Source organism: Parasalinivibrio latis, assembly GCF_036825535.1.
GTDB lineage: Bacteria > Pseudomonadota > Gammaproteobacteria > Enterobacterales > Vibrionaceae > Parasalinivibrio > Parasalinivibrio latis.
Genome location: NZ_CP098813.1, coordinates 802,413 through 827,074, shown reverse-complemented (window position 1 = coordinate 827,074; position 24,662 = coordinate 802,413). Strand labels below are relative to the sequence as shown.

General features: G+C 49.1%; 17 protein-coding genes, 5 tRNA genes and 3 rRNA genes. 10 read left to right on the top strand and 15 right to left on the bottom strand.

The features are described 5' to 3' along the window. Positions 1-5 precede the first annotated feature (5 nt). Positions 6-788 carry an SDR family oxidoreductase gene (locus tag NF212_RS20790; protein ID WP_434362845.1) on the top strand — a complete coding sequence of 261 codons (783 nt, stop codon included), beginning with the start codon at positions 6-8 and terminating at the stop codon, positions 786-788. Here NF212_RS20790 and NF212_RS20785 read toward each other — a convergent pair. From NF212_RS20785 to NF212_RS20775, 3 genes are all read right to left on the bottom strand, one after another. After that, the gene (locus NF212_RS20785; protein WP_434362843.1) at positions 779-1,795 is read right to left on the bottom strand and encodes a GlxA family transcriptional regulator; all 1,017 of its coding nucleotides are present in this window, start codon (positions 1,793-1,795) and stop codon (positions 779-781) included. The two genes, NF212_RS20790 and NF212_RS20785, sit on opposite strands and share 10 nt — an antisense overlap. Positions 1,796-2,019: 224 nt before the next feature. Then, on the bottom strand, positions 2,020-2,961 hold the full coding sequence (locus NF212_RS20780) for a DMT family transporter (RefSeq protein ID WP_434362841.1): 942 nt from the start codon (positions 2,959-2,961) through the stop codon (positions 2,020-2,022). A 46-nt stretch (positions 2,962-3,007) separates the two neighbouring features. Next, positions 3,008-5,560 carry a CoA transferase gene (locus NF212_RS20775; RefSeq protein ID WP_434362839.1) on the bottom strand — a complete coding sequence of 851 codons (2,553 nt, stop codon included), beginning with the start codon at positions 5,558-5,560 and terminating at the stop codon, positions 3,008-3,010. A 213-nt stretch (positions 5,561-5,773) separates the two neighbouring features. On the opposite strand from NF212_RS20775, the gene NF212_RS20770 reads away from it, so the two are divergent. Beyond that, a complete protein-coding gene (locus tag NF212_RS20770; protein WP_434362838.1) occupies positions 5,774-6,637 on the top strand; it encodes a LysR family transcriptional regulator in 864 nt (287 codons plus the stop codon). Between the two features lie 418 nt (positions 6,638-7,055). On the opposite strand, the gene NF212_RS20765 is transcribed toward NF212_RS20770, so the two are convergent. The 8 genes from NF212_RS20765 to NF212_RS20730 all read right to left on the bottom strand — a co-directional run bounded on the left by NF212_RS20765 (position 7,056) and on the right by NF212_RS20730 (position 12,749). Further along, positions 7,056-7,132 (bottom strand) — tRNA-Asp (locus NF212_RS20765). A 93-nt stretch (positions 7,133-7,225) separates the two neighbouring features. After that, positions 7,226-7,341 (bottom strand): 5S ribosomal RNA (rrf, locus tag NF212_RS20760). Between the two features lie 103 nt (positions 7,342-7,444). Next, positions 7,445-10,335 (bottom strand): 23S ribosomal RNA (locus NF212_RS20755). Positions 10,336-10,694: 359 nt separating this feature from the next. Next, positions 10,695-10,770: transfer RNA gene (locus NF212_RS20750), tRNA-Ala, on the bottom strand. 28 nt (positions 10,771-10,798) lie between these two features. Beyond that, positions 10,799-10,874 (bottom strand) — tRNA-Val (locus tag NF212_RS20745). A gap of 63 nt (positions 10,875-10,937) precedes the next feature. Then, a tRNA-Lys gene (locus NF212_RS20740) sits at positions 10,938-11,013 on the bottom strand. A 19-nt stretch (positions 11,014-11,032) separates the two neighbouring features. After that, positions 11,033-11,108, bottom strand: a tRNA-Glu gene (locus tag NF212_RS20735). A gap of 88 nt (positions 11,109-11,196) precedes the next feature. Beyond that, positions 11,197-12,749 (bottom strand): 16S ribosomal RNA (locus tag NF212_RS20730). Together the 16S, 23S and 5S rRNA genes with 5 tRNA genes alongside form the textbook arrangement of a ribosomal RNA operon. 1,172 nt (positions 12,750-13,921) lie before the next feature. Here NF212_RS20730 and NF212_RS20725 point away from each other — a divergent pair. The 3 genes from NF212_RS20725 to potE all read left to right on the top strand — a co-directional run bounded on the left by NF212_RS20725 (position 13,922) and on the right by potE (position 18,243). After that, positions 13,922-14,368 carry an XRE family transcriptional regulator gene (locus tag NF212_RS20725; protein WP_434362836.1) on the top strand — a complete coding sequence of 149 codons (447 nt, stop codon included), beginning with the start codon at positions 13,922-13,924 and terminating at the stop codon, positions 14,366-14,368. A gap of 302 nt (positions 14,369-14,670) precedes the next feature. Beyond that, positions 14,671-16,851, top strand: a complete 2,181-nt coding sequence (speF, locus tag NF212_RS20720) for an ornithine decarboxylase SpeF (RefSeq protein ID WP_434362835.1) — start codon at positions 14,671-14,673, stop codon at positions 16,849-16,851. 81 nt (positions 16,852-16,932) lie between these two features. Continuing rightward, the gene (gene potE, locus NF212_RS20715; RefSeq protein ID WP_434362833.1) at positions 16,933-18,243 is read left to right on the top strand and encodes a putrescine-ornithine antiporter; all 1,311 of its coding nucleotides are present in this window, start codon (positions 16,933-16,935) and stop codon (positions 18,241-18,243) included. 84 nt (positions 18,244-18,327) lie between these two features. Here potE and NF212_RS20710 read toward each other — a convergent pair whose 3' ends face one another. Then, complete coding sequence (locus tag NF212_RS20710) at positions 18,328-19,236, bottom strand: LysR family transcriptional regulator (protein ID WP_434362831.1); 909 nt, start codon at positions 19,234-19,236, stop codon at positions 18,328-18,330. A gap of 124 nt (positions 19,237-19,360) precedes the next feature. Here NF212_RS20710 and NF212_RS20705 point away from each other — a divergent pair, with 124 nt between their 5' ends. The 3 genes from NF212_RS20705 (at position 19,361) to NF212_RS20695 (ending at position 21,155) form a co-directional block, all read left to right on the top strand. Continuing rightward, positions 19,361-19,900: a nuclear transport factor 2 family protein gene (locus tag NF212_RS20705; RefSeq protein WP_434362829.1), complete on the top strand. Its 540-nt coding sequence runs from the start codon at positions 19,361-19,363 to the stop codon at positions 19,898-19,900. A gap of 13 nt (positions 19,901-19,913) precedes the next feature. After that, complete coding sequence (locus NF212_RS20700) at positions 19,914-20,432, top strand: VOC family protein (protein ID WP_434362827.1); 519 nt, start codon at positions 19,914-19,916, stop codon at positions 20,430-20,432. A 222-nt stretch (positions 20,433-20,654) separates the two neighbouring features. Continuing rightward, positions 20,655-21,155 (top strand): DUF1097 domain-containing protein, encoded by a 501-nt coding sequence (locus NF212_RS20695; protein WP_434362825.1) that lies wholly within the window; start codon positions 20,655-20,657, stop codon positions 21,153-21,155. Between the two features lie 75 nt (positions 21,156-21,230). Here the strand turns inward: NF212_RS20695 and aphA are convergent, their stop codons facing one another. Beyond that, positions 21,231-21,950 carry an acid phosphatase AphA gene (gene aphA, locus NF212_RS20690; protein WP_434362823.1) on the bottom strand — a complete coding sequence of 240 codons (720 nt, stop codon included), beginning with the start codon at positions 21,948-21,950 and terminating at the stop codon, positions 21,231-21,233. Between the two features lie 217 nt (positions 21,951-22,167). Next, positions 22,168-22,584, bottom strand: coding sequence for a GFA family protein (locus NF212_RS20685; RefSeq protein ID WP_434362821.1), 417 nt, complete (start codon positions 22,582-22,584; stop codon positions 22,168-22,170). Positions 22,585-22,772: 188 nt separating this feature from the next. Here NF212_RS20685 and NF212_RS20680 point away from each other — a divergent pair, with 188 nt between their 5' ends. Next, positions 22,773-23,153: a PH domain-containing protein gene (locus NF212_RS20680; RefSeq protein WP_434362819.1), complete on the top strand. Its 381-nt coding sequence runs from the start codon at positions 22,773-22,775 to the stop codon at positions 23,151-23,153. Positions 23,154-23,288: 135 nt separating this feature from the next. Continuing rightward, positions 23,289-23,900, top strand: coding sequence for a LysE family translocator (locus NF212_RS20675; RefSeq protein ID WP_434362817.1), 612 nt, complete (start codon positions 23,289-23,291; stop codon positions 23,898-23,900). 51 nt (positions 23,901-23,951) lie between these two features. Here NF212_RS20675 and NF212_RS20670 read toward each other — a convergent pair whose 3' ends face one another. After that, the gene (locus tag NF212_RS20670) at positions 23,952-24,632 is read right to left on the bottom strand and encodes an MOSC domain-containing protein (protein WP_434363036.1); all 681 of its coding nucleotides are present in this window, start codon (positions 24,630-24,632) and stop codon (positions 23,952-23,954) included. Positions 24,633-24,662 lie beyond the last annotated feature (30 nt).

The following is a 24,662-nucleotide window of genomic DNA, read 5'->3' as shown; positions in this document are numbered from 1 at the left end:
TAACAATGAGTAATGTATTTAAGCCCGGTTTGTACAGCGGCAAAACTGCCCTCATCACCGGTGGAGGCTCGGGTATCGGTTTCGCTATTGCACAAACCCTGGGAAGACTGGGATGCCGGGTCGTGATCGCTGCCCGGGATACCGAGCGATTGGCGCAGGCCTCCTCCTGTTTGATGGAGGAAGGGATTGACGTCATTTGCCATGAGGTAAATATTCGTGATCCCCAGAGCATTGACGACCTGTACAGCTCTCTGCAAAACCGTGACATTCAGCTGGATATACTTGTAAACAATGCCGGAGGCCAATTTGCAGCGCCGGCTCTGGACATCTCGCCCAATGGTTTCAAAGCAGTAGTCGAGCTTAACCTCAACGGCACATTCCTAATGAGCCAGAGGTTTACTGGACACTGCATCGAAAGGAAAATTCCTGGGGCAATCATCAATATCGTGTTGTGTCAGGAAAACGGGCTTCCAGGGATGGCTCATGCCGCCGCTGCACGGTCAGGCGTTGTAAACCTCACAAAAACACTCGCGTGGGAGTGGGCTCCGCACCACATTCGCGTAAATGCCATTGCTCCGGGAACAATTAGAACAAGCGGGCTGGAAAACTACGACCAGGCCAACCTGCAGGCCGGGATCGATAAAATCTTGATTAAAAGAATGGGAGAGCCTGAAGAAATCGCCCAGACAGTAGCATTCCTAGCATCTCCAGCCGCTGCATTTATTACAGGAACCTGCATAGCCCAGGATGGAGGTGAACACCTGACCGGTGCATCCGTTCAGTGCTGAGTTTGATTCACTGCAAACCGATCCCGGCGGTCCTGGCTTGGAGTCAGGCCGTTGGCTTTGCTGTAGGCCCTTGAAAAATGTGCGCTCGAGTTAAAGCCGCATGCAATGGCAATTTCTGACACACTGAGATGAGACTCCCTGAGCAACTGTTGGGCCCGCCCAAGGCGTAATCCAAGGTAATAGTTAGCGGGGGTGGTGCTCAAGTGACGGCGGAACAATCGCTCAACCTGCCTGATGGAAAGGTGCGCATGTTCAGCAAGCTCACTGGGGTTAAGTGGAATTTCCAGGTTGGTTTCCATCAGCGCCAACACCCGCAACAAACGCGAGTCGTGCACATGAAGGCGAAAAGCAAGGCTTATGCGCTGCTTGTCCGACTTTTGCCTGATACCTGATTTGATAAATTGCTCGCACACAGCCAATGCCAGATCCTGGCTGAGTTCAGCCTGGATAATATGCAACATCAAATCAATTGAAGCAGTTCCCCCTGCGCAGGTGATCAGGTTGTGGTCTATTTCAAACAACTCATTGGTGACTTCAACCCCCGGGTGTTCTTCAAGGAAGGCCGGAATCGCTTCCCAATGCAAGGTAACCCTGCTGTTTCGGATAATGCCTGCCGCGGCCAACAGATAACAGCCGGTATCCACAGCGCCGATAACGGCTCCCCGTCGGTACAGGCTTCTTAACCAAGCCAAAGCGTTGCCTGACATATAGCTTTTGGGGTTAAAACTGGAACAAACAAACAGATTCTTAGGGGCTGGGACGTCTTCAATAGACTTAGTTTCCAGCAACGCCAGTTGATTGCTGGCGTTAACCGGTTCACCGTTTGTACTCAGCAATTGCCAGCGGAATACTTCTCGTCCGGCGAACCGATTTGCCACCCGCATCGTTTCAATCGCGGACAGAAGGCAAACCATTGCATATTCCGGTAGAACCAGAAAACTGACGGTGTAAACACCATCACTGTCAGGTTTAAGAATCATGGCTGCCTGTGCCGCAGGAATCTGCAAACAAAGGCGCCCAGACTGGAAATAACTTGCCTAAATCCTACCACCACACCACCGAATAAAAGGTCAATTTATTTACAAATTAGTAAAGTGTTATTTTTCTGTCGATGGTTGTTAAGCGATTTTTTGACTCACTATCCGGACATTCAATGCGAGAATTCAATATAAAAATTTCACATACCCCAAAGCGACATTTTCATGGCTAAAATCGACCTCTGAGCTCAACTTCACCCTACGCTGGCAGCAACACTCCGACGGGTTCCCGATGCCTGAACCATCACACCGAGCAAAACAATCATCCCACCTGCCAATGTCCAAAATGCCGGCATTTCACCAACAGCCATCCACACCCACAGCGGGGACAGGACGACCTCTATCAACCCCAGCAACGTCAATTCTGCTGCCGGCACATACCGCGCACCGATTGTAAACAGCGCCATCCCAGCCCCCGACTGGACAACACCGAGTCCAAGGCAAATCATTAAATCGTTGGATGACAAAGAAAACTCACTGATCATCGAACCGGAAAAACACATTGAAAAAAACGCTGCTATAAACAGGGCGGGCAGCATATCTACGTCTTTGCCATACCGAATGGCAACCGTCCCCGTGGCATAGCCAATCACCATCAAAAAGGGTAGTAACATCCGCCACCATTCTTGGTTTGTCAGGGATGTTACAACCATAACCAAAATACCCAGCATGGAAATCGATATAGCCACCCAGGTCTTCCGCCTGACTTTCTCCCTGAGAAAAAGCCAACCTAAAAGCGCGACGAAAAACGGGACTGAGCTTGCGATAAACGATACATTGGCAATGGAATTGTTCAGCATGGCGTAAATATTGGTGATAAAGGAACTGCCGAAACAGACTCCGGCGATCAACCCAATTTTTCCTGCCTTGCTGAACGATTGAACGACGTTCCTTCTGCTCCGGATTACTATTGCAATCAATATGAACAAAGCCATACCAGCTGATCGAAAGAATATAATCTGCCAGCCATCGACCGCTTCGATCATACGTATGCCAACTCCCCCCAAACTCCATAGCAGCCCGGCAAACAGAACTAACATCACCCCTCTGCGGTAGCAGGTGCTTTGCACATCCACAACAGCTTCCGTTTTCATCGCCATCGTTTCCTTACACAATCCAATTATTACGTTGATCAACGGAGTGACCCAGCCAATGCAGTGGCCGCAGTCATCCGGCCTATGCTCAGTCTGGGAGGTATTTTTTGCTCCACCCTGTAGCAACGACTCCCCGGGCTATCAGTGATTCAATTTCTTCGATTGACTGCCCGAGGTCTTGCAGTATTTCGCGGGTATGCGCACCGTATTTCGGCATGGGATCCGGCAGCAAAATTTTTGAGTGTTTTGGTCGAATGGCATTCGGGGCAATGACGTTCACCGCATAGCCGCTCGGATGATCGGCATAACGGATAAAAGCCACGCTGGAAGATCCGTCGAGTTCCACCTCGTCCTCTTTCATCAGCACCTTTTCCCGCAAATCACTCATTCTGGCCAAGGGCTGGCAACCGATATCCTTAGCCCGGAACACGTTTCGCCAATGCTCCATTGGCATGGATCTAAAACTCTCTTCCAGGCATTTCTCAGTTGCTGTGTTATCGGACAAATCCACCATTAATGGATGCACGGAAGCAAGAAACGCCTCCAGCCTGGTGTCCCTGTCCACTGCCAGAAAAAACCATCCATCGCTGGCTTGGTAACAACGGTAAAGAGCATCAACTCCTTTGACTTCCCGCCCGCTGGGTTCGTTAAAAGGTGCCCTGCCCTTAAAGTCATACATGAAAGGCACCTGAATAAGCTGCCCGGCAGCAACAAGGGAGCTCCGAGCCACTGTCCCCCCATTTCCTTTTGCCCGGTTCACCAGGGCAACACCGACTGCAAATGCAGCGCAATATCCCCCCAGGACATCGATAGTGCCAAAATGCGCATGTTCTTCCGGTGTATCCATCCCACCGCCAAAGCGGGACATAATGCCGGTTGTCGCCTGTACGAGATCGTCATAACCGGGATGATTGCTGCGTGGGCCTGCCTTGGGGCCCCCGTATGCATCAAATTGGCAAAGAATCAGTTCAGGGTTTATTTCGCGGAGTGCTTCCAGGGTCAATCCCAACCGTTGCAGTTGTTCATCACTGGCATTGACCGTAATAACATCGGTTTGAGGCAATAATTTCTCAAAAAGGGCTTTTCCCTCCGGGCTTTTGAGGTCAAGCAACAAGCTCTGTTTACCCTGGTTGGCTTGCATGCCAAACACAGTGGAATTCCAGGGGTCCAATGAAGGCTCAGGCGGGTCGATACTGATTACATCTGCCCCGAACCTTGCCAGGGTACCGGCGATGGTAGGCCCGGCAATAACGTTGGTCAGGTCAAGAATTCGGACACCGTCTAGCCAACCGCCTGCGCGGTTCGATGTACACGCGGTGAGATCAGCAGGATTAACTTCTTTCCAACGGGTTATCAGTTGCTCAACTTCCTTGAGCGTTATTTCATCTCTTGTTTTAGGCACATCCGCAGGCTGCTTGATCACAACGCCATCGTCACCTGCCAGCCAGCAGATATTACCCAACTGCTTCATGGTTCCATAAACAGGGTCTTCAACCTCAAGAATGCTACCGGATAACACGGCGTGTTCAGAATGAAGCCACTCCTTCGTTTCCCTCAGTGCACAGCCAGGCACTCCCGCCTCACCAAACTGTTGTTCCCACTCAAATGCAGTGCGGGTAAGGAAAGCGTTTTTCATTCTTGCTGACACGATTTCCGCCCATTGACGTGACAGGGGGTAAGAAACGATGGTGCAGTCAGCCTCTTCAGGCCACTCTTCCATATCCAGGTAAGCACTGTGGGTCGGAATACCTGCAAGCTGAATGTCATCCCATATTCCAAGCACTTTGAGGCAGGCAATTGGGTGTCGGGTATGGGATGAACAGACGGCATAAAACGGTCGCCCGTCCTTGCACACGTATGTCCGGTAGAAAGGGTCGAGAAATTCCTGGAGCTCAGGGTAACCAAGATTGAACGGTTCGTTGTTTGCACGCCTTTTTTCAATTTCCCGTTCACGTGGGGACTTATATCGGTCAGGAAGGCCTTCAACAAGCATAGAGTTGTAAGCAAGCCCCTCCATCAGGGCTGCTGAAGCCGGCACTTCAATGGCGTCTCCAAATCCGGTTTTAAATCTTGAATAAAGCGCTGACATCACTGCAGTTGCACCCAACACCGCCGCATATGAAGAGGCCAGGGGTAATGGAGAGAATGAGGGGTTTATACCCAATAAAATGCGGTTTAAACCCATGTCTGTGAATTGCCCGACTGCCGCAGCAATAACGCCTTCCCATGCCGGTGTATCGCAATACTTTTTATCTTTTTCAGAAAACCCCGGTAGGGAAAGGTAAATTAGCTCGGGGTTTTGTTCTCTTACCTCACCGGAACCGAGCCCGAGTCGGGTCATAACGCCAGGGCGAAAATTTTCCACCACAATATCTGCATGTTGGATAAGAGCTTTGGCTACCTGAAGATCCCGCTCAGTTTTTAAATCCAGGCTAAACCGTTTCTTTCCCCGGTTTAAAACAGCGTCTGCCGGATGCTTCCAACGGGGGCCCGAGGGAGGGTCAATATGAACCACTTCAGCGCCGAGATCGGCCAGCATCATTGCCACTGCGGGCCCAGCAATGTACTGACCGAAATCCACCACTTTTATTCCTGCCAGTGGTCTTTGTAACGGCTGGCATTGGCTTTTGTTGTACGTCATCGATAACTTCCCTTACCCGAGACATCAAATGGATCCTAACGGAGTGATGTATACCGTTCCAGCCACATGCTAATCACCGAATAAAGCGCCGCATATCGAATCTTTTTGCACTCTCTATTCAAGAATTTTTAACGCTGATACAACTATTAACAAACGCATCCAAATAGCGGTACATTGGCATAAGCCATTCACACAAATAATGAGTTCAGCCTTATGGATATGCAGAGCATTAAGACCTTCCTGACGCTTGCGGAGGTGCAGCGGTTAGGGGAATGCGCCAACAAGCTTCACCTGACAAAATCTGCAATCAGTACACGGATAAAATTGCTTGAGGCAGAACTCGACCAAAAGCTTTTTATGCGCTGTGCCCAGGGTATGAAACTCACGGTGCAAGGACAGTGTTTTTACCGTCATGCCCTGTCTTTGCAGCGCTGCTGGGAAAATGCAAAGTGGGAAACGCGGTTGTCAGAGCAACCAGGAGGATTGTTGCGAATTGGGGCCCACTCCGTTTTTGCCGGAGATCTGCTACTGGATTGGATAGCGACACTCAGGGCTCTGCAACCAACACAATCCATCCATGTAGAAGCAGACTACTCTGCAGCGCTGATACAGCAGGTCTCGGAAGGCTCTCTGGATATAGCACTCACACTTGTCGGGGAAGCAGCTCCCGGATTACTGGTAGAACGGCTGTTCAGTGACCGCCTGCTGATGGTTTCAACAGAAGCCGAAGAGTTAGAAAGCGTAAACCCAGACCGATACATTTACCTTAATTGGGGCTGGGGGTACACCTCCTCACACAGCGAAAGGTTACCTCAGCTTCGCAACGCCCCCGTTATGTCCGGTTTAGCCTCTGTTGGTACCCAATGGCTCAATAAACAAGGTGGAACCGCTTACCTGCCTGAGCGCTTAATCGAAAAGGAATTACAGGAAGGGAACCTGAAAAAGGTAATAGGGGCTCCGCAATTTGAACTGCCGGTATATCTACTCTATTCAACCGACAGCCCATTCCCTGACCGAATTGACCTTGCAGTTCGGGCTTTAAATCGGGTTATCAAAGATGTTCCGGACAATGAGTAGTACTAGAAATGTTCGGCAACGAAAAAAGCCCCGTCATTTCTGACGAGGCTTCTTAAGAAGTGGCGGACGGCCGGGCTTGCGTTCAAGCGGGGCTCAAGCCGAAGGCTCACGAGTCCCATTCACAGGCATTTGATACAACGAAAAAAGCCCCATCATTTCTGACAGGGCTTCTTAAGAAGTGGCGGACGGCCGGGCTTGCGTTCAAGCGGGGCTCAAGCCGAAGGCTCGCGAGTCCCATTCACAGGCATCTGATACAACGAAAAAAGCCCCGTCATTTCTGACGAGGCTTCTTAAGAAGTGGCGGATGGCCGGGCTTGCGTTCAAGCGGGGCTCAAGCCGAAGGCTCGCGAGTCCCATACACAGGCATTTGATACAACGAAAAAAAGCCCCGTCATTTCTGACAGGGCTTCTTAAGAAGTGGCGGAGCGGACGGGACTCGAACCCGCGACCCCCGGCGTGACAGGCCGGTATTCTAACCAACTGAACTACCGCTCCGCAGCGATACTGTTTACCGAATAAAGTCTTATGGTTAGCTTGCTTTATCCAGTGTTGCCTTCATCTTCTCTTAAAGATGAAAACCAATTTAAAGCCTGGCGATGTCCTACTCTCACATGGGGAGACCCCACACTACCATCGGCGCTATTGCGTTTCACTTCTGAGTTCGGCATGGGTTCAGGTGGAGCCACAATGCTATGGTCGCCAGACAAATTCGGTACAATCTTGAAAGCTGATGTCTTCTAGCGTGTTCTCTTACACATTCAAGATGTTTGATTCTCTTGAGTACGCACAAAACCCCTTGGGTGTTGTATGGTTAAGCCTCACGGGCAATTAGTACAGGTTAGCTCAACGCCTCACAGCGCTTACACACCCTGCCTATCTACGTCGTAGTCTCCGACAACCCTTTAGGACACTTAAAGTGTCAGGGAGAACTCATCTTGAGGCTCGCTTCCCGCTTAGATGCTTTCAGCGGTTATCGATTCCGAACTTAGCTACCGGGCAATGCCACTGGCGTGACAACCCGAACACCAGAGGTTCGTCCACTCCGGTCCTCTCGTACTAGGAGCAGCCCCTCTCAATTCTCCAACGCCCACGGCAGATAGGGACCGAACTGTCTCACGACGTTCTAAACCCAGCTCGCGTACCACTTTAAATGGCGAACAGCCATACCCTTGGGACCGACTTCAGCCCCAGGATGTGATGAGCCGACATCGAGGTGCCAAACACCGCCGTCGATATGAACTCTTGGGCGGTATCAGCCTGTTATCCCCGGAGTACCTTTTATCCGTTGAGCGATGGCCCTTCCATTCAGAACCACCGGATCACTATGACCTGCTTTCGCACCTGCTCGAACCGTCATTCTCGCAGTCAAGCGGGCTTATGCCATTGCACTAACCTCACGATGTCCGACCGTGATTAGCCCACCTTCGTGCTCCTCCGTTACTCTTTGGGAGGAGACCGCCCCAGTCAAACTACCCACCAGGCACTGTCCTCACCCCGGATAACGGGGCCAAGTTAGAACATCAAACATACAAGGGTGGTATTTCAAGGATGGCTCCACGGCAACTGGCGTCACCGCTTCAAAGCCTCCCACCTATCCTACACATGTAGGCTCAATGTTCAGTGCCAAGCTGTAGTAAAGGTTCACGGGGTCTTTCCGTCTAGCCGCGGGTACACAGCATCTTCACTGCGATTTCAATTTCACTGAGTCTCGGGTGGAGACAGCGTGGCCATCATTACGCCATTCGTGCAGGTCGGAACTTACCCGACAAGGAATTTCGCTACCTTAGGACCGTTATAGTTACGGCCGCCGTTTACCGGGGCTTCGATCAAGAGCTTCATCCGAAGACTAACCCCATCAATTAACCTTCCGGCACCGGGCAGGCGTCACACCGTATACGTCTTCTTTCGAATTTGCACAGTGCTATGTTTTTAATAAACAGTTGCAGCCACCTGGTATCTGCGACTGCCTTCAGCTCCATCCGCAAGGGACTTCACCAAGGGCAGCGTACCTTCTCCCGAAGTTACGGTACCATTTTGCCTAGTTCCTTCACCCGAGTTCTCTCAAGCGCCTTGGTATTCTCTACCCGACCACCTGTGTCGGTTTGGGGTACGGTTACTGATAACCTGAAGCTTAGAGGCTTTTCCTGGAAGCATGGCATCAATGACTTCACCACCGTAGTGGCTCGACATCAGGTCTCAGCCTTAAGAGAAACCGGATTTACCTAATTTCTCAGCCTACACCCTTGAACCGGGACAACCGTCGCCCGGCCCACCTAGCCTTCTCCGTCCCCCCATCGCAGTTATCAGCAGTACGGGAATATTAACCCGTTTCCCATCGACTACGCCTTTCGGCCTCGCCTTAGGGGCCGACTCACCCTGCCCCGATTAACGTTGGACAGGAACCCTTGGTCTTCCGGCGAGGAGGTTTTTCACCCCCTTTGTCGTTACTCATGTCAGCATTCGCACTTCTGATACGTCCAGCACACCTTACAGTGCACCTTCAGCCGCTTACAGAACGCTCCCCTACCCAATGCGATAAATCGCATTGCCGCAGCTTCGGTGTATCGCTTAGCCCCGTTACATCTTCCGCGCAGGCCGACTCGACCAGTGAGCTATTACGCTTTCTTTAAATGATGGCTGCTTCTAAGCCAACATCCTGGCTGTCTGGGCCTTCCCACATCGTTTCCCACTTAGCGATAACTTTGGGACCTTAGCTGGCGGTCTGGGTTGTTTCCCTCTCCACGACGGACGTTAGCACCCGCCGTGTGTCTCCCGGATAGTACTTACTGGTATTCGGAGTTTGCAAAGGGTTGGTAAGTCGGGATGACCCCCTAGCCTTAACAGTGCTCTACCCCCAGTAGTATTCGTCCGAGGCGCTACCTAAATAGCTTTCGGGGAGAACCAGCTATCTCCGAGTTTGATTGGCCTTTCACCCCTAGCCACAAGTCATCCGCTAATTTTTCAACATTAGTCGGTTCGGTCCTCCAATTGATGTTACTCAATCTTCAACCTGCCCATGGCTAGATCACTCGGTTTCGGGTCTAATTCCAGCAACTGCACGCCCAGTTAAGACTCGGTTTCCCTACGGCTCCCCTATGCGGTTAACCTTGCTACTGAAATTAAGTCGCTGACCCATTATACAAAAGGTACGCAGTCACCCAACAAGTGGGCTCCCACTGCTTGTACGTACACGGTTTCAGGTTCTATTTCACTCCCCTCACAGGGGTTCTTTTCGCCTTTCCCTCACGGTACTGGTTCACTATCGGTCAGTCAGGAGTATTTAGCCTTGGAGGATGGTCCCCCCATCTTCAGACAAGATAACACGTGTCCCGTCCTACTCGTTTTCACGCTAAAAGCATTGTCGTGTACGGGGCTGTCACCCTGTATCGCGCCACTTTCCAGAGGCTTCCACTAACACTTAAAACGCTTAAGGGCTAATCCGGGTTCGCTCGCCGCTACTGCCGGAATCTCAGTTGATTTCTTTTCCTCGGGGTACTTAGATGTTTCAGTTCTCCCGGTTCGCCTCGCTGCGCTATGTATTCACGCAGCGATACTGGCTTATGCCAGTGGGTTTCCCCATTCGGACATCCCAGACTCAAGTGGCTTTTACTGCCTTATCTGGGCTTATCGCAAGTTAATACGTCCTTCATCGCCTCTGACTGCCAAGGCATCCACCGTGTACGCTTAGTCACTTAACCATACAACCCGAAGGAGTTTCGAGTCATACGCGGACCAAGATTTGGTTTTCGCCGTACTCAAATTGAGTTGTGCTTAAAGCACTACCAAAACACTTGAATGTGTTTGCGATTTGTCTTCACTTTTAAAAAAGTGAAAGCAAAACATTTGAGAACTTTGTTCATCACTTCCTAAGAAGTTCAGAACAGATCCAACATTGTTGAATCTACTAGTCAGCTTTCCAGATTGTTAAAGAGCATGTATTTCGGTGTCTACAGGAGACAAGGAACCACTTTCTAATGATTTTCAGAGACAAAAAAACGGATCCAACAAAAATACTTTTCGTTGAACCTGCTTATCCATGCAGAAAATAATTAGAGAGTGGTGGAGCTATGCGGGATCGAACCGCAGACCTCCTGCGTGCAAGGCAGGCGCTCTCCCAGCTGAGCTATAGCCCCATATCAGGGTTCTCTTTCAGAGAAAGAGTGGTGGGCGATACCGGGCTCGAACCAGTGACCCCCTCCTTGTAAGGGAGGTGCTCTCCCAACTGAGCTAATCGCCCACAGGCTGTTTCCACTTTTGAAAAAGCAGAACCAAAACAGTTTTACATCTTCTGTGGGGAAGATGGTGGGTCGTGAAGGATTCGAACCTTCGACCAATTGGTTAAAAGCCAACTGCTCTACCGACTGAGCTAACGACCCGTCGTTCACTTCAATGAAGTGGCGTCCCGTAGGGGAGTCGAACCCCTGTTACCGCCGTGAAAGGGCGGTGTCCTAGGCCTCTAGACGAACGGGACACTGTGCCAGGGTTTGGGTACCCCAACAAAATACTCTCTTTACTTTTCGACCAGGCAATCTGTGTGGACACTCATGAAGCAGTTTAGGTAAGGAGGTGATCCAGCCCCAGGTTCCCCTAGGGCTACCTTGTTACGACTTCACCCCAGTCATGAATCACACCGTGGTAAACGCCCTCCCGAAGGTTAAGCTATCTACTTCTGGTGCAACCCACTCCCATGGTGTGACGGGCGGTGTGTACAAGGCCCGGGAACGTATTCACCGTGGCATTCTGATCCACGATTACTAGCGATTCCGACTTCATGGAGTCGAGTTGCAGACTCCAATCCGGACTACGACATACTTTCTGGGATTCGCTCCACCTCGCGGTCTCGCTGCCCTCTGTATATGCCATTGTAGCACGTGTGTAGCCCTACTCGTAAGGGCCATGATGACTTGACGTCGTCCCCACCTTCCTCCGGTTTATCACCGGCAGTCTCCCTGGAGTTCCCGACATGACTCGCTGGCAAACAAGGATAAGGGTTGCGCTCGTTGCGGGACTTAACCCAACATTTCACAACACGAGCTGACGACAGCCATGCAGCACCTGTCTCAGAGCTCCCGAAGGCACACTCGAATCTCTTCAAGCTTCTCTGGATGTCAAGAGTAGGTAAGGTTCTTCGCGTTGCATCGAATTAAACCACATGCTCCACCGCTTGTGCGGGCCCCCGTCAATTCATTTGAGTTTTAACCTTGCGGCCGTACTCCCCAGGCGGTCTACTTAACACGTTAGCTCCGAAAGCCACACCTTATAGGCACAACCTCCAAGTAGACATCGTTTACGGCGTGGACTACCAGGGTATCTAATCCTGTTTGCTCCCCACGCTTTCGCATCTGAGCGTCAGTCTTTGTCCAGGGGGCCGCCTTCGCCACCGGTATTCCTCCAGATCTCTACGCATTTCACCGCTACACCTGGAATTCTACCCCCCTCTACAAGACTCTAGCCTGCCAGTCTCAAATGCAACTCCCAGGTTAAGCCCGGGGCTTTCACATCTGACTTAACAGACCGCCTGCATGCGCTTTACGCCCAGTAATTCCGATTAACGCTCGCACCCTCCGTATTACCGCGGCTGCTGGCACGGAGTTAGCCGGTGCTTCTTCTGCAGCTAACGTCAAATGGTGCAGCTATTAACTACACCACCTTCCTCACTGCTGAAAGTGCTTTACAACCCGAAGGCCTTCTTCACACACGCGGCATGGCTGCATCAGGGTTTCCCCCATTGTGCAATATTCCCCACTGCTGCCTCCCGTAGGAGTCTGGACCGTGTCTCAGTTCCAGTGTGGCTGATCATCCTCTCAGACCAGCTAGGGATCGTCGCCTTGGTGAGCCATTACCCCACCAACTAGCTAATCCCACTTGGGCTCATCTCTGGGTGCGAGGCCCGAAGGTCCCCCGCTTTGGTCCGTAGACATTATGCGGTATTAGCTACCGTTTCCAGTAGTTATCCCCCGCCCAGAGGCAGATCCCCAAGCATTACTCACCCGTCCGCCGCTCGCCGCCCAACAACGCTCCCGAAGGATTGTTGTTGTCGCTGCCGCTCGACTTGCATGTGTTAGGCCTGCCGCCAGCGTTCAATCTGAGCCATGATCAAACTCTTCAATTAAAGTTTTTTCAAACCCGAAGGTTTGGCTCAATGAATACTGTTTATCTATTTTCATAGATAGAATTGACTGTGCCGATATTCCTTTTCAGGAATCTCGTTTGGTCACTCGATTCATTGAATAAATCTTTTATTCTGTTTCAACGAGTGCCCACACAGATTGCATGGTCAAATTGTTAAAGAGCTTGTCGATACTGATGCTAACTCAAGATTTCATCTTGTTTCATCATCTTCGTGACTCAAGTCTCAAACCCTCGCCCCGTCGACAGGAGTGAAGTATAGGCATTACGATTTTTTCCGCAAGCGCTTTTTATCATAAAAATGATCGTTCGTTCAAAATTCACTCAACAGGAACTGAAAGACACAATTTAGGAACTAAAATTTTACTGTTTTACTAACAAAACAGGGGTGTCAGTGACGAAATTCATTATCTATATATAGAAAATCATCAACCTACCCACAGGCTTCGTACGATCGTCTCGTCTGTTCTTTCTTTTATGTGGCAACCCTAAGGCTGTCGCACCGGACGGGGCGTTAAGCTAACTGTCCACACTCTGCAATATCCAGTCTATCGGTTCACCGTAAGCTCTCTTGCTCAGTAACATAGATAGATGCAAATCAACAAGAACAGCTTAAACCAAGAGTAAAGCACGCTTTACTCCTATCTATATGCTTTACCTCTTTCTATATATAGAGATGTAATAACCAAGAGACTCACAGAGCGTATAGACATAAGAAAGCCCGTCTTCTCTTCCACGCTTCGAAAACAGCCTTCCTGATACGAACACGGCAGCCCATTTGCTGATCGGCAAAAACCTACTCAGGTAAACCCTTGTTTGGGCAAATCGGCTATCGAACATCATCAACATGGGCCTTGGTTCCTTTTCTGGCTGACAACTTCCAGCTTGCACCAATTCCCTTCATTAAAAACCAAACAGTCTTCAGCGAAATAATCGAACCCTTAACTTTCCTATGAGACAATTTTGTTAAACAGCGTAAATAATGTTATCCGAGTGATAATAATAAAAATATCACATTCCAATATTATATCCGTATACTAATGTCTAAGGAGTTATTTACACTAAGGAATCCAATTCAGCCAAAACATAAGGGGTCTGGGTCGCCTAAACCCAGATATATAGCAATGTAAGTGTAGTGAAGAAAAAGTTAGCTCTATGATCGATATAAACAGTTACGACAAATTCATAGCAAGCCGCTTTATATTGGAATATGGAAAGGTTGAGTTCGCATCACTCCTCGGTGTTTCAGTTTCAAAGATTACCAATATTGAAGGAAATAAGTCCTCAATACCTTACATTTACTCTCTAGCCATTAATCAACTATTAGAAGAGCATCCGATGTGGGAAAGCGCGCTAAAAGCACTTGAAACCCACGATACTATTCAGTTTGCCCGGCGTGTTGACCTGAATACACGAATACAGCGCCTAGCATGTAAACGCTGCAGTTGCCGAAAGCTGCATGTTATGGTCGGTGGAGACCAACTTTATTTTGTTGAATGTCTGGGGTGCCATCACACGATGTACTTCTCTGGTCCAGCTGTAAAAAGGTACCTCTACTGGACACATCATGGCGTAACACTCAATCACAATTTATACAGCTAAGTAACAAAACCAACTTAAAAAAGCCCTCGAAAAATTAGGAGGGCTTTTTTATTACCTACCGTTAATTACTTTTCTCGAAAATGTATCCTTATTTGTAATTAATTGAAGAGATTCAAGTTGCGTCTTACTCCTTCCCTAAGGCTCATTATCGTGATTAAAATCACAAAATCTTTTTACGCGAATATTTTATTTTTTATTCCGTGCGGAATGTCATGCAATTAACAGCCGAAATTTAAAACCAAATTTCCTGGCGTATATTTCAAATCGTTTTCTACTCAATCAAAACGAAAGAGAATTAAAACATGAAGAGTTTAATTATTGGTGTTAGTTCAAATATGCCAGAAGGGTTCAGTCTTCTTGCCGAACTTTTAGATTCCGAATATAACCGCGAAGCGAAACCTATCTCCTGTGCAGACCTAACAGATATCGGTGCGGTGATTATTACCGCTTCTGATATTGAATCCGGACTCCACACCGAAATATCAGAAACCGGCTACGGTATTCCCATTTTCCTGTTAAGCGACAATGAACCGGTCAATCCCGAATGCTATGCATGGATTACCGGAGTGATTGACCTTGAACGTCAATCCGCTACGTACTACGCGCGCCAGATAAACGAAGCGGCGACCAAGTATGAAGAGCGCCTGCTGCCGCCTTTCTTTAAATCAATGGCAGCATACGTTGATATGGGCAACTCACAATATGATTGCCCAGGACACCAGGGCGGCCAGTTTTTCCGCAAACACCCAACAGGAAAGCAGTTCTACGATTTCTACGGGGAAAACCTGTTCCGTAGTGACCTCTGTAATGCTGACGTTGCCCTTGGCGATTTGTTGATCCACGAAGGCTCAGCTCTGCGTGCTCAGCGTCATGCAGCCAAAGTTTATAATGCCGACAAAACCTATTTTGTCCTGAACGGCACGTCTGCTTCAAACAAAGTGGTGTGTAACGCGCTGGTGACAGAAGGTGATTTGGTGCTGTTTGACCGTAACAACCACAAGTCCATCCACCAGGGCGCTTTAATTCAAGCCGGCGGTGTACCGGTTTACCTGGAAACAGCCCGCAACCCTTGGGGCTTTATCGGCGGAATTGATGAGCACTGCTTTGATGAGACTTATATTCGTGAACAGATCGCGAAGGTCTCACCAAAGCACGCTAAAGACAAACGCCCATTCCGTCTGGCAATTATCCAGCTTGGTACCTATGACGGTACTATTTATAACGCCCGCTATGTGATGGACAAAATCGGTCACCTTTGTGACTACATCCTGTTCGACTCAGCCTGGGTAGGCTATGAACAATTCATCCCAATGATGAAAGACTGCTCCCCTCTTCTTCTCGATCTTAAACCCGAAGATGCTGGGGTCATCGTTACCCAATCGGTCCACAAACAACAGGCCGGTTTCTCCCAAACATCCCAGATCCACAAAAAAGACAGTCACATTAAAGGACAGGATCGTTATTGCAACCACAAACGTTTCAATAACTCCTTCATGATGCACGCATCAACTTCACCTTTCTATGCACTGTTCGCGGCACTCGATGTCAACGCCAAAATCCATGATGGGGCCGCCGGTATTCGCTTATGGAAAGATGCGGTGATGTCTGGCATCGAAGCGCGTAAAGAAATCCTCAAAAGCTGTACCTTGATTCGTCCGTTTATCCCGCACCAGATCGACGGCAAACCATGGGAAAGCTACACCACTGAAGAAATCGCCACCAATAAAAAGTTCTTCATGTTCGACCCAGAGCAGAGCTGGCACAAGTTCGAAAATTACGGTAAAGGCCAGTACTTTGTTGACCCTTGTAAGCTACTGCTGACCACCGCAGGCATTGACGAAAACGGTGAGTACGCCGACTTCGGTATTCCGGCTACCCTGCTTGCCAACTTCCTGCGTGAAAACGGTATTGTTCCGGAAAAATCTGACCTCAACTCTATCCTGTTCCTTCTGACCCCATCAGAAGATATGGGCAAAATCCGCCACCTGGTGGCACAAATCAACCGCTTCGAGAAATTCATTAAAGAAGATGCTCCTCTAAGCGTCGCCCTGCCAAGGGTCTACCAAGCGAATATCGACCGTTACCGTGGCTATACCATCCGTCAGCTCTGTCAGGAAATGCATGACATGTACAAAGAGTTGAACGTGAAAAAGCTCCAGAAAGAGATGTTCCGCCGTGATCACCTGCCGAAGATGATCCATAAACCTGACGTGGCAACCCGCAAATATTTCCGTGGTGAGTGCGACTACCTGCCGCTCAAAGATGCGTTGGGACGTATTGCTGCAGAAGGTGCCCTTCCTTATCCCCCAGGCATTATCTGTGTTGCCATGGGTGAAGTCTGGACACAAACCGTTGTGGATTACTTCCTTTCACTGGAAGAAGGCATTAACCGCTTCCCTGGGTTCGCTCCTGAAATTCAGGGGGTGTACCTCGAGGATGTTGATGGCCGTACCACAGCCTACTGCTATGTCCTGAAAGACTAAGGACCTGTTCTGAAAGACTGAATCCCCTATTTCCGGCCACGCAGGCACGAGTGTGGCCGGCCATTCATGGAGAATAAATCTATGAGTACACAAGCGAAAAAGATGTCGGTGGTACAGCTCACCATCCTGACGTTCATTAACATGGCCGGTTCCGGCATCATCATGTTGCCTTCCAAGCTGGCACAGGTGGGTACCATCTCTGTTCTCTCCTGGCTGATTACTGCGGCTGGATCGCTGGCATTGGCTTATGTATTTGCCAAATGCGGACGTTTCAGTAAGCGCGACGGCGGTATGAACGGTTACGCCTCTTATGCCTTTGGCCCATCCGGTGCCTTCATGGCCGGTTGGACCTATGGCTTATCCCTTTTGATAGCGAACATCGCCATTGCGATTACCTGTGTAGGTTACGGTGCTGCTTTCTTCAACGCCACCCTGACACCTTACGAAACCTGTATGTACACCATCGCAATCCTTTGGATTTGCTCAATCGCCAACTTTGGCGGTGCAAAGATTACCGGCCAGATTGGTTCTTTCACAGTTTGGGGCGTCATCCTGCCGGTTTGTTCACTCGGTATTGTCGGATGGTTTTACTTCAACCCAACCATGTATGCTGACGCATGGAACCCTCACCACCTTCCTTTCGGTGAGGCAGTCAGTTCATCCATTGCCATGACACTGTGGGCATTCCTGGGCCTTGAATCAGCCTGCGCCAACTCAGAATCTGTCGAAAATCCCGAGAAAAACGTTCCTATCGCTGTGTTGGGCGGTACATTGATTGCCGCCGCGGTGTATATCATCTCAACGAATATCTGTTCCGGTATCGTCCCTAACAATATCCTTGCAGTATCTGACGCACCATTCTCCACTGTGTGGAGCACTATGCTCGGCAGCACCGCAGGTCGTGTGGTTGCCGGTCTGTCTGTTCTCGCATGCGCCGGTTCCCTATTGGGTTGGCAATTCACCATCGCATCTGTTTTCAAAGCATCTGCCGATGGCGGCTTCTTCCCAAAACTGTTCTCCCAGGTGGATCATCGCGGCACACCAATTAAAGGTATTGTTGCCATTACCCTGATTCAGTCAGCCCTGTCTCTGATGACTATCTCGCCATCCCTGTACGAGCAGTTTGAAGCACTGGTTAACCTTGCCGTTGTCACCAACGTTATTCCCTATGTTCTGTGTATGGCTGCAATTTTCATCATGCAGAGAATTGCTCATGTGGAAGCGAAGGAAAGACATGTCACCGACTTTATGGCAGTTATCGCCACCGCATACAGCTTCTATGCTCTGTACGGTTCCGGCTTTGAAGCGATGATGTGGGGCTCCATAGTCACCTTCCTTGGATGGAGTGCCTACGGGCTTATTGCCTACCGCCACGAACCACTGGCGCAGTAGTTCCCCTCTCCGTTGTAATACTGTTCCTCTCTCCAACGCCCTTCGGTTTTACCTGGGGCGTTTTTTTGTATTTGTGGCATCTTTTCACAAAGAAGAAAAAGTACCAGACCGGAGGTTTTCCAACAGGAAATCGACAAAGCACCGAATTTTTTGCGGTATATAGCGGCTCTGCAGATATACCGCATGGAATGGCAAATTATCACCTTGGTAATCCGGCAATACATGGGTAAGAGCGCCCCTGTCCAAATGCTTTTTCACCATCCAAACAGGCAATGCCGCAATACCAACTCCCTGAAGGGCCGTTTCCAAAATGGTATCGCCGTTGTCACACACAAAACGGCCGCTGACAGTCACTGATTCCGGGCTGGCCTGCCCGTCTTTTTTCAGGTGCCAGGTGTGAGCAGTCTGGAAAAGTGAATACACAATACAATTGTGGGTTGATAGGTCTTTGGGGTATTCAGGGCTTCCGTTAAGCTCAAGGTAATTGGGGGCAGCCACCAGCAACATCGGGTTATCAAAGAGCTTCCTGGCTATCAGGTTAGAGTCTTCGAGCTGCCGAGCTCTGATGGCAACATCTATCCCGTCCGTCACCAAATCAACATGGCGATCATTGAGCGAAAGATCGAGTCGGATATCCGGATACTGCTGTAGAAACGATTGAATGTGCGGTGCTAAAAGCAAACGGCCAAATGCAACCGGAGCCGAAACCCTGATAACTCCCTTCGGTGAAGAAGTCTTACTCCGCAACGACCACTCAACTTCATCCAGCTCTTCCAGCATAGACTGGCAGTAGGAATAGTATTGTTCTCCTTCCGGTGTGAGGGTCACTTCGCGGCTGGTTCTGATCAATAGCCTGATTCCCAGCTTTTCCTCCAGCGCAGCCATTTTTTTGCTGACCGTTGCCTGGGAAGTCCCTTTTTCTCTTGCCACAGCTGAGAAACTGGACTTTTGCACAACCCGGACAAACAACCGCATCGCTTCAATCTGGTCCACAATGATTCCATTTTAGAATAGAAGGCATTCATTATAGCCACCTTCTATTCTATTAGGTAAATCATAAACTGTCTCTCAACGACAACGGGCTCCACCAAGTCATATAAACCGAATTGAGAGAAAAATGATGAACATTGAAAAGCAACTCCAGGAACTCCTCGACAAGCAGACCCTGACAGAAATCATGTACAAGTTCGCCCGCGCCCTCGACCGTGTTGACGGCGAGCTGATGAAATCCACCTACTGGGAGGATGCGATTGAAGAGCACCAGGATCCTATTTTCCCCGAATTGTTTTTCTACAACGACAATGCACATGCATTTGTTGACCCGGCAATGGAGGGTTTCCGCGCACTGAAAGCAACCCAGCACCGTATCAGCAATCCACTTATTGAAATCAGTGGCGATACTGCGACGGCAGAAGCCTACGTCTGGGCGTACCATGTTCATGAAGAGGATGGTGTTGATAAAGAGGGTATCCTCGGCGGACGTCACCACTTCCGATTCGAGCGCCGCAATGGCGAGTGGAAGATCCTGCACCGCTCGACTGTCTTTGACTGGAACCAAAACCAGACAGCCACTGCCATCTGGGCATCGAATTACGATGATAAATACCGCGGAAAACGTGATAAGTCTGACGACAGCTACAACTACATTACCATCTGACAGGAGGTTTGATATGGCAATTCCGGGTTTAAGGAAAATCGATCATTGGGGAGTCACCGTCCCCAATATCGCCGAAGCAGTTTCGTTTTTTGAAACACACTTTAATTTCAAGCTGGTTTATTCATTCGGACCGTTCAGCGCTGAAGATGACTGGATGAAGACGCAATTAAACGTTGATCCCAGAGCTGAAATCAAACAGATCGCGATGATGAACGCCGGCAATATCAATCTGGAATTATTCGAATATTCAGACAACATCCCAAGATCAACGCGCCAGCCAAATAACGCCGATGTAGGGGGGCATCACCTGGGATTCTACGTCGATGACATCGAGGCTGCGGTCACTTATCTGAAAGAACAAGGCTTACAGGTACTGGGAGACATTGTTCCTATGGAAGGAACACCAAACGGTGGGATGTCCTGGGTCTATTTCCTTACCCCATGGGGAATGCAAATGGAGCTAGTGTCCTACCCGTCAGGACTGGAGTATGAAAAATCGACATCAAAAAGACTCTTTGATCCCAGGGGCTAACACCTGAAAACCGGTTTTTTGCCTCTGCCCTGACCTTTTCACGGAGCTGTGGTTACACAGCTCCAACGTATATGAAATTCTGCCACCGCACAAAACCCTTCACTCATCACACTAACCACCAACTTGTTACATTGGTTACCCAAATAACTAGATCTAAATCACCACATTAGCCAAAGCAGCTGTTAAAATGACCAATTGTTCACCGTAAAGAAAGCAACACTTATGAATCCTATGTACGCACTCGCACTCTCTACGGGAATTTTCTCCGGGCTCTGGGTCTGGACATCTGATTCTCTCGGGCTTCTCAGTTGGGCGGGCTTTCTTGGCTGTACGACCTACTTCGCTATAAACCAGGAAGGAGTCAAAGGCGCACTATCCTGCGCACTGACAAACATAAGCGGCGTCGCCTGGGCGATGATGATCATCGCGGTTTCCCAGGCAACAGGTCACGCTTTTATTGGCTATATCCTGACTGCCATTGTTGCATTCTTTATGTGTATTCAGGCACAACAACGCTGGCTGTCGTATGTTCCCGGTACCTTTGTGGGTGCTTGTGCGACTTTCGCTTCCAATGGCGACTGGAAAACCGTTATCCCTTCGCTGCTGTTAGGACTGGCTTTTGGAATAGTGATGAAGGAAGGTGGGAAAAAGCTAGGCAGTAGTAAAAAAGACAGTCCGGTTGCGAACCAGCCTCTCTCAAACAAAGAGCAAACACCGTTGTAAAATTTGCTCAGATTCAGTGTAAACAAGCCTTGCAGGAGCAAGGCTTGTTTTGTTTTAAGCGGTGGTAAACTCAAATCAATACTGTGAGTTTTCGACAATCTTCTCGCCGTATTTGCCGTTTTCCGGAGATGGCTTATAACTGGAAGCCGCTGAACGCATAATACGGATACCTTCTGCACCGGCATTACGTGCTGAGATAATATCGCCATCCGAGTCACCATAATACATCTTAATGTTGTTAGCTTTGATGTAAGGGGTTTTAGTGAACTCAGTTTTACTAGAACCAGCGAAGATCACTTTGTGCATATCTTTGATGCCAAAGGTATCTTTCAGGTACTGGGTAGTAATTTCGCACTGGGAAGGGTTTCGGCCTGTGATGAAATAAATCTGGTCGCCACGCTTTTGGTGCATATCGATCAGTTCCTGGCCAATTTGCTTAGGCAGGCTGAATTTTTCCCACTCACAGTTCATCTTGTCCCAGAACTTTTGGGACTTCAGGTAACTATAGCCATTGGGTGAAAACACCTGTTGACCACGGTAAAAGCCCGGAGAGCTGAAAAGTACCGTATCATCAACATCAAAACCAACAGCCATTGGTGGCTTGCCTTCCAGGCTCTTTTCAATCTCCTTAACCGATACCCAATGCAGTTGAGCCGGTTCCCCTTTTTGCATGATTTCAACAGTACTGAAACCTTGTTCAGTACCCGGAACCTTAGGATCTGCAACAGCTGAGCCAGATACACAGGCACACGCCAAGACAGTAGAAAGTGCAATTGAAGAGAGTGAAAATTTCATTGTCGTTGAGCCTCTTTCACAAAAGTGGCGCAACATTACCCCTATAAATGCATATTGAAAGTGATATTTATCACACAAATAAATCTACAATTGCTGTTTTTTATCTATTTCAACCAGCTACACCGAAAGCTGTCCACTTCCCCTACCCTGAGACTGACTAACCGTTGTTGTACGGTAACAATGACTGGAGGCGAACTCATATGTGTTATTTGTTTGGTTACACCTTGTCTGCAAAGTAGGCCATGATTTCTTCAGTAGTCATTTCCTTAGTCTCATTCGCAAAGCAGTAGTAGCTTGGACGCATATCGCTAAAATATTGCATGTCCATTTCCAATCCTTCTAGATTCGGAAATAAGCCCACGGGCATGTTGTACTCGCCAGTTTCTTTGAATTTATAGAACAAATGAGTTCCACACTCAGTGCAAAAGCCTCGAGAAGCCCAAGAGGAAGACTTGTACATTTTTACTTTATCATCACCTTCCACTTTCACTTGAGTTCCACATTTCACCGCAAAGAATGGAGCACCACCCCAAGTTCGACAAGACTGACAATGGCAAACTGTAAACTTAGGATTGATATTTTCCGCCGTAATTTTTACGGCACCACAAAGGCAACTAGCCTTGGAGTAAGACATTTAAACAACTCCTAATCTGATGAAACAAATTACGAATGACATGGTTTCCCCCTCACGTTGATTTAGCACACTTAGGTGTCGCTTTAAATACCGGCGGTAACCTTGTCTTCTCAATCCAGCAGTAAGTTTCTTGAGCTTGCAGGTATTTTGCCGGATAGTGACACAATAACTGAACTCGGAGAACAGAAATGGGACTCTTTGACGCCCTGTTGGGCAACGCCGGTGAAATGGATCCACAAGAAGCTGCGGATGAGCTGAGCACTATCCTGGGTGATGATGAGCGGGTAGAGCTGGCCTACAAATTGGTGCGCGATATGATTGTGCTGACCGATTACCGCATGATCCTTATCGACAAACAGGGAATGACAGGGCGAAAAGTGGAATATCACTCCATCCCTTACAAGTCGGTCACCAACTTCAAGGTGGAGTCTTCCGGTCATTTCGATCTGGATGCTGAACTGAAGCTTTGGATTTCCGGTCAGGGCGAGCCTATTTCCCAGGAATTCTCATCAAAGACCAATATCTACAAACTCCAGGGTATTTTGGCACGTAAGATCGCCGGTAAATAAACCGCGACTTACTGAGCCCAGAGCCTCCGCAGCGCGGGGGCTTTTCTTTGCCTGGTATTCTGAAAACCGATAATTACGTGTTGCCCATTTAATGTTAAGTTGAACCTTTCAACGTTCAAAAAAGAGAATAATGAAATGGATTTCAACGTCTGGCTTTCTTTTGTCGCGGTTCTGGCAATGATTACGGTTATTCCCGGCCCCAGTATTATGCTGCTGGTTGGTATTTCAATTTCCCGCGGTAAACAGGCGGCATGGAAATGTATTCTGGGATTCCTATTGGGTACCTCTTTGCTGATGGTGCTTTCTGTCCTGGGGTTGGGAGCACTGTTGGCAACGTCAGATTTGTTGTTTCAGGTCGTAAAGTGGGCGGGTGTTGCCTACATGGCATACCTCGGGGTCATGTTTATCCTTGAGGCAAGGAAACCAACTGAGTCGGTTTCGGAAGAAAGCGCCTCTGCCGGCGCGCTGCGAGCAGGTTTCCTCTCTACCTTACTCAACCCCAAAGGCATTGTGTTTTATATGGCCTTCCTCTCTCAGTTTATCGACCCGACATCCGGCTACCTTGCCCAGTTCTCTATCTTGCTTCTTACATCTGCTGGGGTGATTTTTGTCATCACCTTAATTTACGCCTTGGCTGCCACCAAGATCCGTCAAAAGCTGGCAAGCCCACGCGCACAAAAACGTCTCAAGCTTTTTTCTGGCTCTATTTTCCTGTCAGGAAGCGCAATGATGGCGGGAATAAAATAGGAACAAAAAAGGAACCAAATCCGGTTCCTTTTTTAGCATGTTATTCAGGCATTAAGCATGTCCGAGCAACCGGAAGTTCCAATTTTCAACCTCACCGGTTTCCAGCCGTTTTTCCACTTTCTCCTTCCAGCTTGCGGACAGCTTTGTCTGCTCTCTCAACGTGTGAAGCCGCTCCGGGTTCAGTGGGTCGCCAAAGTAACTGTCACATACCGCCTTGATTGTCATCGCGTTGTCTTCGCGAGCCACCAGCACAAGTTCATCATCCGCACTGACATAACCCGGTGTAATCACGCGGTAGAGCCAGCCGCACCGGCTGATCTCCTGCATGGTGACAGAAAAATTTTCAATCCCCCAGCGGCGGTTCAGCTTGTAACAGGGTGAGCGAGGCTGGCTGACCTCAATGACGGCTTCCCCCCACTGAAAGCGATCACCAATACAGACATTTTCTTCTGTCATGCCTTCAGTGCTGAGGTTTTCACCCATACCCGGAATACCCCATCCGGCATCCGCGCCAAAGTGTTCGCGCCAGTAGGTGTAATGCTCGGAAGGATACTGATGAAGCGCCCGCTCCGGTCCACCGTGGTGCTGTGTTGAGGCAACCTCGTCACCTTCGAGCCCTGTTTCTGAAAGATAAATTCTACCGGATATAAGGCTTTTACCCATCGCTGATGGGAATCCAAACTCCTCCGAAACTTTCCCGGTGAAAACCCCGGTTGGGCGAACTTTCTTCATTGTCATTCCCGCTTTCCGAACCTTATCCGA

Coding starts and splice junctions, on each gene's coding strand:
- NF212_RS20790 (WP_434362845.1), top strand. CDS start 6: ATGAGTAATGTATTTAAGCCCGGTTTGTACAGCGGCAAAACTGCCCTC.
- NF212_RS20775 (WP_434362839.1), bottom strand. CDS start 5,560: ATGACGTACAACAAAAGCCAATGCCAGCCGTTACAAAGACCACTGGCA.
- NF212_RS20770 (WP_434362838.1), top strand. CDS start 5,774: ATGGATATGCAGAGCATTAAGACCTTCCTGACGCTTGCGGAGGTGCAG.
- NF212_RS20725 (WP_434362836.1), top strand. CDS start 13,922: ATGATCGATATAAACAGTTACGACAAATTCATAGCAAGCCGCTTTATA.
- speF (WP_434362835.1), top strand. CDS start 14,671: ATGAAGAGTTTAATTATTGGTGTTAGTTCAAATATGCCAGAAGGGTTC.
- potE (WP_434362833.1), top strand. CDS start 16,933: ATGAGTACACAAGCGAAAAAGATGTCGGTGGTACAGCTCACCATCCTG.
- NF212_RS20705 (WP_434362829.1), top strand. CDS start 19,361: ATGATGAACATTGAAAAGCAACTCCAGGAACTCCTCGACAAGCAGACC.
- NF212_RS20700 (WP_434362827.1), top strand. CDS start 19,914: ATGGCAATTCCGGGTTTAAGGAAAATCGATCATTGGGGAGTCACCGTC.
- NF212_RS20695 (WP_434362825.1), top strand. CDS start 20,655: ATGAATCCTATGTACGCACTCGCACTCTCTACGGGAATTTTCTCCGGG.
- aphA (WP_434362823.1), bottom strand. CDS start 21,950: ATGAAATTTTCACTCTCTTCAATTGCACTTTCTACTGTCTTGGCGTGT.
- NF212_RS20685 (WP_434362821.1), bottom strand. CDS start 22,584: ATGTCTTACTCCAAGGCTAGTTGCCTTTGTGGTGCCGTAAAAATTACG.
- NF212_RS20680 (WP_434362819.1), top strand. CDS start 22,773: ATGGGACTCTTTGACGCCCTGTTGGGCAACGCCGGTGAAATGGATCCA.
- NF212_RS20675 (WP_434362817.1), top strand. CDS start 23,289: ATGGATTTCAACGTCTGGCTTTCTTTTGTCGCGGTTCTGGCAATGATT.
- NF212_RS20670 (WP_434363036.1), bottom strand. CDS start 24,632: ATGAAGAAAGTTCGCCCAACCGGGGTTTTCACCGGGAAAGTTTCGGAG.